Source organism: Marinomonas ushuaiensis DSM 15871, from assembly GCF_000521805.1.
Taxonomy (GTDB): domain Bacteria; phylum Pseudomonadota; class Gammaproteobacteria; order Pseudomonadales; family Marinomonadaceae; genus Marinomonas; species Marinomonas ushuaiensis.
Map to the genome: position 1 here is coordinate 189,411 of NZ_JAMB01000007.1, position 11,560 is coordinate 200,970.

Here is an 11,560-nt window from a genome sequence, read left to right on the forward strand (position 1 = left end):
ACGTAAAAAATGAAACCTTCATGGGGTCGATAGTGATGAATGTCACTGCCATCTGCGATGATGATTTTAGCTAATATTTGTCGTTGCTTAGTGAGGCATTAAAATAATTTGGGGTAGAGTGAGATTAATTTTATTAATAGTTTGAGGTGAAACCTGTAGTTGAGATATTTTTTGAAGACGTTGGTTTCAATATATATGACTTGAGCTATCAAGTAGATTTTTTATCATACATTAAGCTGTCTGCTTGGCTTAATAATTGTTCAAGATTAAGGTTCTTTTCATAATCAATAGTCACGATGCCTTCACTGAATGAAATATCGTATCCAGAATTAGAGTTTTGATTATGTGTTTGTAGGGAGTTTCTTAAGCTTGAAATGGTCTGTTCTGCTGTTTCCTGTGATGTATCGGTTAAGAATATAGCAAATTCATCTCCACCTAAGCGACCTACCACATTTGATTGACGCACGTTTTTTTGTAAAATTTCAGAAAAAGCATTCAAGGCTTTATCGCCTTCAGTGTGTCCAAAAATATCGTTAATGGCTTTGAACTTGTTTAAATCTAGATAAATCAATACAGAAGGTATGTCGTGACGTATACAGATATCTAAACTATTTTGTGCGAGTTTAATGAAACCTCTTCGGTTAGATAGTTTGGTAAGTTCGTCTTGAGTGGCTAATTGAACCGCCATGAGTTCATGTTCTGCTAATTCTGCTAAGTCTTTTAGGGCAGCTAAGTCATCTGCATTAAAGGTTCTTGGTTTTGTGTCCATAATGCATAACGTACCGAGCATCGTACCATCGACATAGCGTAATGGGCATCCAGCATAGAAACGACAATAAGGTGAATTTAGTACGAAAGGGTTGTCTGAAAAACGTTCGTCTTTCAATGTGTCAGGAATGATAAATATTTCATCATCAAGAATGGCATGACCGCAAAATGATATGTCTCTTGATGCTTCACTTATATCTATACCGACGGACGATTTAAACCATTGGCGGTTTTCATCGACGAGGCTAACAAGAGCCATAGGAACATCAAACATTCGTTTTGCTAACCGTGTGAGTCTATCAAAACGTTCTTCTGGTAATGTATCCAAAACATTTAAAGAGCGCAGTGTATTAAGGCGCATTTCTTCATTATTGGGAGTGGTTGGTTTCTTCATGCCTTGTCTCTTGATATGTATTATTTTTTTAAAATAAATCTAGATAAGTACGGCTATGCTTATAGATGTAACACTGCATTAAATAGTGCAAATTAAGGGTAATCATACTCCAAATATCTGAGAGAGTGAATAATTGGGATTTAAAGTACAGCTGATTTTAAATGGTATAAAAAAACAAGCTGACAAGCCTTTTATTTAACTATAATGTAGCGCTTCTTTTGTGGCTTTCTAGTCATTTTATTTTTCTGTTTTTTGAGATTTAATTGCTATGACTTTCAGTGTTTGGTTAACCATTGCGCCGCTTTTATTGTTGCTGTCTTTAGGGCCGGGGCCGAATAATTTCACGGCAATGCATAATGGCATTCAGGTTGGTGCGACGAAGGCTGTGATCGCTGTGGTTGGTCGTAATCTGGCGTTTAGTATATTGATGTTGGTGTCTGCGTTGGGCTTAGGCGCAATTATTGTTTCTTCTGAGTTTTGGTTCGGTGTGGTGAAGTGGTTTGGCGTGGCGTATTTATTTTATGTAGGTATCAAAACATGGCGGAGTGCGGCGGTGGTTCTTGAAGAGCATGAAAATGAAGAAGGAGCGAAAGCAAAAAAAGGGCATTTTACTCGTATGCGTCAGGAGTTTTTAGTGGCGATTGGTAACCCTAAAGCGGTGTTGTTGTTTACGGCGATTTTCCCTCAGATGTTGGATCTTAATCAGCCTGTTTCTATGCAGTTTTTCTGGATGGGATTAACTTTTTGTATTACTGAATTTATTGCGGCTTATATTTACGCGATGAGCGGCAAACAAATTCGTCGTTTGATTCGTAGTACTAAAGGAATGCGTAATTTGAACCGTAGTATGGGTAGTATATTTGTTATGGCGAGTGGTTTTTTGGCAATGGCAACACGAGCTTAACGTCTAAATTCATGTACAAAAAAAGGGTGGCTAAAAAGCCACCCTTTTTTGTTTTTATCTCATAGATAAAACTTAGCTATGCTCTTTAAGGAACTCTTCGCTTAGGTAAAGTTCTTCATTGCTGTTCACTTTTACATCACGGTCTAGAATCATTTGTGCGATTTTCTTCGCTTCTTCCAGAGAGTGCATTTCGTATGTGCCGCATTGGTATTCGTTTAGCTCTGGAATGTCTTCTTTCGCTTTTACTGTTAATACGTCTGTCATGGCTGCTTTCCAAGAAGCAGCAACGGTATCTTCTGTTGGTGTGCCAACTAGGCTCATGTAGAAACCTGTACGGCAACCCATTGGTGAGATATCGATAATTTCTACACTTTCACTGTTTAGGTGGTTACGCATGAAGCCAGCGAACAAGTGTTCTAGTGTGTGAATGCCTGTTTCAGAAAGGATTTCTTCGTTTGGTACGCAGAAACGTAAATCAAAAACGGTGATGTCGTCGCCTTTTGGTGTTGCCATGGATTTTGCAACACGTACGGCTGGTGCGTCCATGCGTGTATGGTCGACGCGGAAGCTGTCTAGTAATGGCATAAAAATCTCCTACTTGTACATTCTAAGTAATATGGTGTTTGTTGCGTTATTTGTTGCGTTACCAAATTTTTACTGCTCTAAATGTTTGATAACGCTTTATGGTAATGCCCGCTATTGTACATGAAGTTTTGAATCTTTGATGGGGGTTTTTGGCGCTCTTATGGATTCATAACAAAGAGCTACGCAAAACATGATAGCGGAAAATAACATGCTCTGGCCTATAAAGAATGCCATAAAACCACAGCTTATCAATGCAACTACGGCCAAAATTTGAGCAATACGATTGACCAGTTTAATAGCCGCGATGCAGGTCAGCGTATAAATAAGCAAAAAGCTTCCGTTGGTCATTTCAATAAACCATGCCATTTTCCAGCCGGATAATTCAGAAAATAGAATCGAAAAAAGCGTAACGCATCCAACCAACAAGACGGCTTTCTCCGGTGCGCCATTTTTATTAAGACTTGCAAATGTGGTAGGTAAGGCGCCTTTTTGAGCCATGGATTGAATCATTCGTGAAAAACCTAAGATGTAAATTCCCACGTTGGCAAAGGCGATAATGTAAGCACCAACCGCGAAGATTCGGCTGCTGGTTTCTCCCATTAGTTTATTGACAAGTAAAGCCAATGATTGGCTGTTAGTCACTTCGTCACCATAGGTATGATGCCAAGCAATGAGAAGTACTAAACTTAGGTAGGCTAAAATGACGAGCGTCATGCCGCCTAATAAGGCAATAGGGAAGTCTCTTGCTGGGTTTTTAAATTCTGCACCCATGTGCGCCATGACTTCTATACCGAGAAAACACCAAAAGATAACGCCTGTTGCATAAAGAGCCTGTTGCCAATGTTCTGGAGTACTTGGTGTTTCAATCACTTGTACGCTTGCTTGAATGTCACCGATAAAACACAACCAAATAATGACGATGATCATGCTAATAACGACGCCAGTTTGAAAGCGCGCTGAGGTCTGCATTCCGACAATAGAAAACGCCAACATGCCGACTAAGGTTATTAAACTAAAGACCAGAATCCATTGGTCTGATGTTTTAAAGACAATGGTGAGGTAGGCCGCGGCTACTTTAATGGCAACCGCTGGGCCAACTAACAATATACTGAGAAACAACCAGCCAACGGCTTTTTCATAACGAGGGCCAAAGGCGCACCCAATATAATGAGAGGCGCCGCCGGCAGAAGGGTATTTTGAGCCGAGTAGTGCGAAGATAAAAGCAATCGGAATGACCATGGCTGCTGTGATTAACCAAGCATAAAAAGCAAATGATCCGGCTTCTGCAACAGACATAGCGGGTAAAATCATTAAGCCAGTACCAATGAAGGTGGTGACTGTCATGGCGATTCCCTGTATCGGGCCGAGGGTTCTTTGGTATTGAGACATGGTATTGCCTTTAATTAGTTAAGTTCGGAGCTGTTTTTTGTTGTTGCTAAGGATAAAATGGCGGCATTAATAAATCTCTATACAATATGACCCCTTTTAGGCGCATATTGCTGGAATTACCGTCAAGTTGAATGACTAAGAGAAAAGAGAGGAACTGAGTGGCAGATCATTACGATCAAAAAATATTAGCCTTGCTGGTGGATGACGCGCGACTTTCTGTTTCAGATATTAGTCGTCAAGTGAACTTGTCTCGTTCGGCGGTAACTGAGCGTATTAAGCGCATGGAAGATAACCGAACCATTACGGGTTATCACGCACACACTTCGGTTTCAAAGGAAGAGGGTGTAACGGCCTATTTGGCATTAACTTTCCGACCTTTGTCTTGTGATCTTATCCAGCCTTTTATTGACAGGATTCCTGAAGTGAAGTTGGCTAATTCTATTAGTGGTGATTTGGATTTAATACTATTGGTGCAAGCGCATTCTATGGCTCGCTTAAATGCGATTCGAAGTGAAATGGATAGCTGGCCAAACCTCGATAAAATTGTGACACACATGTGTTTGGCGACTCGATTGGACCGCTGGTAGCGAGTTTGAATTTGGTTACTGGCTATAACGAAAATAAGAATAGATATAAAAAAATGGGCTTTGAAAGCCCATTTTTTGTGGATTTTTTGCCAATAAAATAAGGTTAAGGCATCATGCCTAGGGCGGTTAGCCCTGTATTTTCTGGTAAGCCAAGCATAATATTCATATTTTGGATAGCTTGTCCTGAAGCGCCTTTTACTAGGTTATCAATCACGGACAAGATAACCACTTTGTCTCCGCCTTGTGGGCGGTAAACTGCGATACGGCAGAAGTTCGCGCCTTTCGTACTGCGAGTTTCTGGCAAGCTGCCTGCTGGCATAACATCAACGAAGAATTCACCTTTGTAACGTTCTTCAAATAATGCCTGCAGATCAACGGATGTATCTGTTAATGTTGCGTACATAGTAGAATGTATACCACGGATCATAGGCACTAAATGCGGTACAAAAGTTAAGCCGACAGGAGCCTTGCTTACTGCTTGCAAGCCTTGTTTGATTTCTGGAAGGTGGCGATGTCCTGAAACTCCGTAAGCTTTAAAGCTTTCGCTTGCTTCACATAATAGTGAACCTACGTTTGCGCCTCGACCTGCACCACTTACGCCTGATTTTGCATCGACGATAAGATGTGCAGGGTCAATGATTCCAGCTTCCAGTAAAGGAATTAAGCCTAATTGTGTTGCTGTCGGGTAACAGCCCGGGTTTGCAACAAGCTGAGCACCCTTGATGGCTTCACGGTTTATTTCGGGTAAACCGTACACGGCTTTCGCTACGTAATCGGATGTACGGTGTTCCATTCCATACCACTTAGACCATTCAATCGTGTCTTTAATACGGAAGTCTGCACCCAAATCAACGACTTTCACGCCACGGTCAATTAGCTCTGGAACTTGATCCATTGCAACGCCATGAGGTGTGGCGAAAAACACTAAGTCGCATTTTGTTAATTCATCTACACTAGGGTTTGTAAATCGTAGATCATAATGACCACGTAAGCTTGGGTAGATATCGGAGATAAGTTTGCCTTCTTCACTACGGGATGTGATAGCAGTTACTTCAACTTGTGAATGGTTTGCGAGAAGTCTTAATAGCTCGGCTCCGGTGTAACCTGTGCCGCCAACGATACCTATTTTATACACTGTTGCTTCCTATTGTTTATGTTGAGATTTGGACGATTGCGAATTTGTTATATAACTGATTGAATAGTGCACGAAATTTGCTCGCGTTGAAAGTGAGGTGAGGGTCTGAAAGGGTTAAATCTAAAGGAAAAGTGGTCTCGTAAAGCGAGGTCTTATGATGATCTGTCGATATTGGCAGTTTTAGGCGCTTTATGTGGACTGTTAAGTGGGCTTTTAATGGCGTTGTTTTATGCCGTTATTTATTTGCCAGCGCGATATTATATCGGTGTTGATGTTGATTCCTTCGAAACGCTGTCTGTTGAGTGGCGTGCTGGTTTGGTTTTTTCAGCCTGTATATTGTTGGCACTTATTTTCACTGGTTTACCAAAGGCGCTCCATAAAGTAGGTGTGCCTTATGTCATTGAAAGGCTTAATTACTACAATGGTAATTTGCCTATTTGGAATGCGGTTGTGCAGTTTGTTACTGCGGCAATTGGTTTAGTGGGTGGGCTTTCTATTGGTAAAGAAGGGCCTGCTGTTCATTTGGGGGCGACGCTTGGTGGTTATTTGGCAGGAAAAGCCAAGTTACCTCAATATGGTGTTGAAACCTTATTGGCGTGTGGCGTTGCAGGCGCTATTTCAGCCATTTTTCAAACACCATTGGCGGGTGTTTTGTTCGCCTTTGAAGTCATTTTTCTTGAATATCGTCAACGTTATGTTTTACCTGTTTTGTTGTCTTCAGTGATTGCGACTCTTGTCAGTCATTATTTTATTGGTCCTTTGCATATTTTTAGTATCGACAGTATTTCTTCTGTGGTGCTTTCGTTAGATATGTTTCTTGCTTGCTTTGTTCTTGTTGTCTTTATTGTGCTTTTGTCTGCGCTTTTTCTGCATACTCAAAAAATATTATGGCGCTTTAGTAGTGTATCTGTTTGGGTTCGATTCTCGGCTATTGCTGTTTTGACTGCTTTAGCTGCTGTCTATTTTCCTGAAGCGTTGGGTAGTGGTTATGGTCCTTTGACGGATGTATTGTCTGGTGAATTTGTTATTTATTCTTTGTTCTTATTGGTGATTATAAAAACTTTATTAACTGCTTTTACTGTTGGTTTGGGCATTCCTGGAGGAATGATAGGCCCGACTTTTATTATTGGTGGTTTGGCCGGTGCGCAAGTTGCTCAGATGTTTGAGAGTGAATTTATTTACATTGCCTTATTTGCTTTGTTGGGTATGGCGGCGATGATGGCGGCCAGTTTTCAAGCGCCTTTAACGGCTCTGGTGGCCATTGTTGAGATGACAAACTCCTCGGAGGTTATTGTTCCTGCTTTATTCGTTATTGTTTTATCTTGCTTACTAATAAGAGTCTTTTTTCATCAAGAATCTGTATTTGTTGAGAGGCTGAGTTACATCGGTATGGCGTCTTCTATCAATCCGCTTCAACGTTACCTTCGACAACATACGGTGAAACCAGTCTCGGAACAGGTGTTGTCGCTTTCTGCGCAACTTCTGCTTGAGCGGGTAAATGATTTGGCTTTAAGTGTGGTAAACTACGCGGTATTTAAACAGGCTGAAAAATGGCATTTAGTTCGCCGTACACTATTATTAGAAGCTTTACAGACGTTGGATTTTGGGCCTCAACCTTGGCTTGTTGTCGATGATGAAAACGTATTGATGGATTTGACGAAAGCAGTCGAATCAATGCCCATTTCATTGATAGATGAGCCCGCTTCGTTGGAAACTATTTTGAGCTGGTTTCAAGCAACTGGATTATCTGAGGTATTGGTGGCGTTACCGGATAATTCTTTTTGTCTTGTTTCTCGACAACGTCTTGATCAGTTTTTATTGGAAGATGATTAGGCAAATTTATTCACTAATTTGAAGTTGTTATTTTAAGTACACTACATTATTTGTTATAGGATTTTAGAAACATGAGTCGATCTGAAAATTTATATGCACGAGCACAACACCGCATTCCTGGAGGTGTAAACTCTCCAGTACGAGCTTTTAACGGTGTGGGTGGTACGCCTGTTTTTTTCCAAAAGGGAGAGGGTGCTTATGTTTATGATGAAGATAAGAATCGTTATATCGATTATGTTGGATCCTGGGGGCCAATGATCTTGGGTCACTCTCATCCTGATGTTTTGGATGCGGTAAGGCAGCAGCTTGATTTCGGTTTGAGCTTTGGTGCACCGACGGAAGTGGAAATCACTATGGCTGAGAAAGTCTGCGAACTAGTGCCTTCTATGGATATGGTTCGTATGGTGAACTCTGGTACAGAAGCGACAATGAGTGCTATTCGTCTTGCTCGTGGTTATACCGGACGTGATAAAATTGTTAAGTTTGAAGGCTGTTATCACGGTCATTCAGATTCACTTCTCGTAAAAGCAGGTTCTGGCGCGTTAACATTAGGCGTGCCAAATTCTCCTGGTGTTCCTGCGGATTTAGCCAAGCATACAATCACATTACAATATAACGATATTGATGAAGTGAAGCGTTGTTTTGCTGAGATTGGTGATCAAGTTGCCTGTATTATTGTTGAGCCTGTTGCAGGCAATATGAACTGTATCTTACCAGTAGACGGTTTTTTACAGACTCTTCGTCAGGTATGTGATGAGTCTGGCGCGGTTTTGATTTTTGATGAGGTGATGACGGGTTTCCGTGTGGCACTTGGTGGTGCTCAAGAGCACTTTAATATCGTTCCTGATCTTACTACTTTAGGTAAAGTAATCGGTGCCGGAATGCCTGTTGGTGCTTTCGGTGGTAAGCGTGAAATTATGGAGCACATCTCGCCATTGGGACCGGTTTATCAAGCAGGAACTTTGTCGGGAAACCCTGTTGCTATGGTCGCGGGCTTGGCAGTGTTAAATAAAATCAGTGAGCCTGATTTCCATAAAACATTAGGTGCTAAAGCGGCTAGTCTTGTAACTGGGTTAAAGCAAGCGGCTGATGATTGTGGTGTGCCGTTTTGTGTTGTTAGTGTTGGCGGAATGTTTGGCTTTTTCTTTTCTGATGCAGAGGTTGTGAACAGTTTTGCAGAGGTACAATGTTGTAACCTAGACAGGTTTAAAGCTTTTTTCCATCACATGTTGGAAGAAGGCGTATATCTCGCGCCGGCCGCTTTTGAAGCGGGCTTTATTTCTCAGGCGCATACAGATGAAGATATTGATTTTACAATAGCCGCAGCTAAGCGCTCTTTCGCTAAGCTCGTATAAATGATTTTTTAATGGAAAGGTTTGCAGAATGCCTATAGATGATATTAAAAAAGCGCCAGTGGATGATATTGAAGATATTGATCTTGGTGATGAGAAGAAACAGCCGCGAAAAGGGGTGTATTTGCTTCCTAATCTTTTTACAACGGCGGCGTTGTTTTCCGGTTTTTATGCAATTATTGCGGCGATGGACGGTAATTTTTCAAATGCTGCTGTGGCGATTTTTATCTCCATGGTGTGCGATGGATTAGACGGACGAGTGGCGCGGTTAACTCATACACAAAGTGCTTTTGGCGCAGAATACGATTCGCTCGCTGATATGGTGTCATTTGGTATTGCGCCAGCATTGATTGTTTTTACTTGGTCGTTAGAGCCGCTCGGTAAGATAGGTTGGATTGCGGCTTTTGTTTATGCGGTTGGTGCGGCGCTTCGTTTGGCTCGTTTTAATACCATGCTAGCTGTCGAAGAAAAACGCTATTTTACTGGATTGCCTAGCCCAGCAGCAGCGGCTATTTTGGCAGGTGTGATTTGGGCTGCTAGTGAAGCTGGTGTGTCAGGGGATAGCCTGTCGATTCTTATGGCGTTGCTTGTGCCAATTGTTGGCTTGTTAATGGTGAGTAACGTTAAGTATCGCAGTTTTAAAGATCTGAATTTAAAAGGGCGAGTGCCTTTTGTTGTGTTCTTGATTGCTATCTTGGTTTTTGTCCTAATCGCACTTGAGCCATCATTGGTTTTGATGGTTGTATTTTGCGCTTATGGCCTCTGGGGGCCATTAAGTTTGATATTTAAAGGACTACGTTAGACTCTAGTTTTGGATCTAAGATTAATTTTTGAACTAGCAGAGATAACCTCTGTCTATAGTCTTAACTATAGGAGAGGTCGATTATGCTTATTCGTAATAAAAAAGCTTCAGATTGCACTGAATCAGAGGTAACGGATCAATCTGTTTATTTAAACCGTCGTCAATTTATGAAAATGGGCGGCGGTGTTGCTTTGGGTGTTGGCGGGGTTGGTCATGTTGCTGCCGCACTGCAAGAAGGCAATTCCTTAGCTCCGCCTGCATCCCTCACTAACTCCTTTCAAAATATCATAGAAACTCCATATGGTTCTGCAGAGAAGGTTGCTCCTTTTGATGTGGCAACGTCTTACAATAATTTCTATGAATTCGGTTATGGCAAAAACGATCCAAAAGATAAATCTGCTGAATTTAAAACGACACCTTGGACTATTACGGTAGAGGGTGAGGCAGGCAAGACAGGTGTTTTTGATCTTGATGACATTATAAAAGAATCGATGCTGGAAGAGCGTATTTACCGACTTCGTTGTGTTGAGGCTTGGTCTATGGTTATTCCTTGGGTTGGTGTTTCTTTGGGTGATGTTTTAAGGCGTTTTGAACCAACATCAAAAGCTAAGTATGTCTACTTCGAAACTCTATACGACCCTAAGCAAATGCCTGCTCAGCGTGGCGGTAGTTTTGACTGGCCTTATCGTGAGGGTTTGCGTATCGATGAAGCGATGAATCCTTTGGCGATGTTTGCTGTGGGTATGTACGGAAGTGTGCTGCCTAATCAAAATGGTGCGCCTGTCCGCTTGGTTATCCCTTGGAAGTATGGTTTTAAAAGTATTAAGTCGATTGTGAAAATTCGTTTCGTTGAAACTATGCCTGAAACGACATGGAGTTTATTGGCGCCTAGTGAGTATGGTTTCTATGCCAATGTAAATCCTAATGTCGATCACCCTCGCTGGACTCAAAAACAAGAGAGGCGATTGCCTAGTGGTGTTTTGTTCCCTAACGTAATCGATACTGAGATGTTTAACGGTTACAGTGAAGAGGTTGCTTCTTTGTATGCCGGTATGGATTTGAGTAGGTTTTATTGATATGTCTGTATTCTGGGATAGAAAAGAAAAGCCGTATGTAATGCTTTTATTTTTGATGCCTTTGTTTTGGATGGTTGGGTCGCTTTTTTTGGGGCGTTACTTCCCTGATCCTGGTAAGGCTCTGATGAACTTAAGTGGCATCTGGGCGAGCGTTTTTATTATTGCTGTTTTGTCTATGACACCTATCGTTAAATATATGTCCTTGAGGGTTGTGTCTCGATACCGACGATTTGTTGGTTTGACAGCGTTTTTCTATGCGATATTTCACTTGATTACGTACTTGGTTTTGTTTGCCGGGTTGAATTTATCTTGGATAGTTTCTGATTTGCTTGATAAGCCATATATCTATGCAGGTGTTGTCGCTTTAATGGTTCTTAGTGTTCTTGCTGCAACCAGTACTAAAAGCATGATGAAACGGTTAGGTAAGAGATGGAAGCCTACGCATAAATTTATTTATCTTGCTGTTGTTTGTGTTGTGGCTCATCTTTGGTGGCAGGTTAAAAGTGATGTGACTGTTGCTCTATGGGTTTCAGTATTTATTGTTCCTCTTTTATCCTTCAGGTTTAATCAAATTTACTTTTATAAAAAGTATTTTAAGAAAACCTAAAAAAGTACTTGCACTGAAAAACCTAGGCTGTATTATACGCCTCCACTGACACGGACAAGACTTCAATGCAATGAAGACGAACTTTGCTATATTTATGTCAGTTGCTCTTTAAAATAGATAATCAGATA

General features: G+C 41.3%; 11 protein-coding genes. 7 read left to right on the forward strand and 4 right to left on the reverse strand.

Going from position 1 to position 11,560, the window contains the following annotated elements; genetic code table 11:
* Positions 1–208 precede the first annotated feature (208 nt).
* Positions 209–1,162 carry a sensor domain-containing diguanylate cyclase gene (locus MUS1_RS09715; protein ID WP_036161914.1) on the reverse strand — a complete coding sequence of 318 codons (954 nt, stop codon included), beginning with the start codon at positions 1,160–1,162 and terminating at the stop codon, positions 209–211.
* 268 nt (positions 1,163–1,430) lie between these two features.
* On the opposite strand from MUS1_RS09715, the gene MUS1_RS09720 reads away from it, so the two are divergent.
* Entirely contained in the window at positions 1,431–2,066 is a 636-nt protein-coding gene (locus MUS1_RS09720) for a LysE family translocator (RefSeq protein ID WP_036161927.1), read from the forward strand.
* Positions 2,067–2,138: 72 nt separating this feature from the next.
* Here the strand turns inward: MUS1_RS09720 and luxS are convergent, their stop codons facing one another.
* Positions 2,139–2,651 (reverse strand): S-ribosylhomocysteine lyase, encoded by a 513-nt coding sequence (luxS, locus tag MUS1_RS09725; protein WP_036161929.1) that lies wholly within the window; start codon positions 2,649–2,651, stop codon positions 2,139–2,141.
* Between the two features lie 111 nt (positions 2,652–2,762).
* The gene (yjeH, locus tag MUS1_RS09730) at positions 2,763–4,040 is read right to left on the reverse strand and encodes an L-methionine/branched-chain amino acid transporter (protein ID WP_036161932.1); all 1,278 of its coding nucleotides are present in this window, start codon (positions 4,038–4,040) and stop codon (positions 2,763–2,765) included.
* Positions 4,041–4,198: 158 nt separating this feature from the next.
* Between yjeH and MUS1_RS09735 the strand changes: the two genes are divergently transcribed.
* On the forward strand, positions 4,199–4,627 hold the full coding sequence (locus MUS1_RS09735; protein ID WP_036161936.1) for an Lrp/AsnC family transcriptional regulator: 429 nt from the start codon (positions 4,199–4,201) through the stop codon (positions 4,625–4,627).
* A gap of 103 nt (positions 4,628–4,730) precedes the next feature.
* Here the strand turns inward: MUS1_RS09735 and argC are convergent, their stop codons facing one another.
* On the reverse strand, positions 4,731–5,762 hold the full coding sequence (gene argC / locus MUS1_RS09740; RefSeq protein WP_036161938.1) for an N-acetyl-gamma-glutamyl-phosphate reductase: 1,032 nt from the start codon (positions 5,760–5,762) through the stop codon (positions 4,731–4,733).
* 216 nt (positions 5,763–5,978) lie between these two features.
* Here argC and MUS1_RS09745 point away from each other — a divergent pair, with 216 nt between their 5' ends.
* From MUS1_RS09745 to MUS1_RS09765, 5 genes are all read left to right on the forward strand, one after another.
* Entirely contained in the window at positions 5,979–7,595 is a 1,617-nt protein-coding gene (locus MUS1_RS09745) for a chloride channel protein (RefSeq protein ID WP_245595791.1), read from the forward strand.
* Positions 7,596–7,666: 71 nt separating this feature from the next.
* Positions 7,667–8,950, forward strand: coding sequence for a glutamate-1-semialdehyde 2,1-aminomutase (hemL, locus tag MUS1_RS09750; RefSeq protein WP_036161944.1), 1,284 nt, complete (start codon positions 7,667–7,669; stop codon positions 8,948–8,950).
* A 28-nt stretch (positions 8,951–8,978) separates the two neighbouring features.
* Positions 8,979–9,749: a CDP-diacylglycerol--serine O-phosphatidyltransferase gene (pssA, locus tag MUS1_RS09755; protein WP_036161947.1), complete on the forward strand. Its 771-nt coding sequence runs from the start codon at positions 8,979–8,981 to the stop codon at positions 9,747–9,749.
* An 83-nt stretch (positions 9,750–9,832) separates the two neighbouring features.
* Positions 9,833–10,825 (forward strand): protein-methionine-sulfoxide reductase catalytic subunit MsrP, encoded by a 993-nt coding sequence (gene msrP, locus MUS1_RS09760; RefSeq protein WP_036161949.1) that lies wholly within the window; start codon positions 9,833–9,835, stop codon positions 10,823–10,825.
* Position 10,826: 1 nt separating this feature from the next.
* Positions 10,827–11,432, forward strand: coding sequence for a protein-methionine-sulfoxide reductase heme-binding subunit MsrQ (locus MUS1_RS09765; protein ID WP_036161952.1), 606 nt, complete (start codon positions 10,827–10,829; stop codon positions 11,430–11,432).
* Positions 11,433–11,560 lie beyond the last annotated feature (128 nt).

Excerpts from the sequence above, each read along its gene's own strand:
- MUS1_RS09765 (WP_036161952.1), top strand. The coding sequence starts at position 10,827 with ATGTCTGTATTCTGGGATAGAAAAGAAAAGCCGTATGTAATGCTTTTA.
- MUS1_RS09745 (WP_245595791.1), top strand. The coding sequence starts at position 5,979 with ATGGCGTTGTTTTATGCCGTTATTTATTTGCCAGCGCGATATTATATC.
- MUS1_RS09720 (WP_036161927.1), top strand. The coding sequence starts at position 1,431 with ATGACTTTCAGTGTTTGGTTAACCATTGCGCCGCTTTTATTGTTGCTG.
- MUS1_RS09715 (WP_036161914.1), bottom strand. The coding sequence starts at position 1,162 with ATGAAGAAACCAACCACTCCCAATAATGAAGAAATGCGCCTTAATACA.
- yjeH (WP_036161932.1), bottom strand. The coding sequence starts at position 4,040 with ATGTCTCAATACCAAAGAACCCTCGGCCCGATACAGGGAATCGCCATG.
- luxS (WP_036161929.1), bottom strand. The coding sequence starts at position 2,651 with ATGCCATTACTAGACAGCTTCCGCGTCGACCATACACGCATGGACGCA.
- hemL (WP_036161944.1), top strand. The coding sequence starts at position 7,667 with ATGAGTCGATCTGAAAATTTATATGCACGAGCACAACACCGCATTCCT.
- pssA (WP_036161947.1), top strand. The coding sequence starts at position 8,979 with ATGCCTATAGATGATATTAAAAAAGCGCCAGTGGATGATATTGAAGAT.
- msrP (WP_036161949.1), top strand. The coding sequence starts at position 9,833 with ATGCTTATTCGTAATAAAAAAGCTTCAGATTGCACTGAATCAGAGGTA.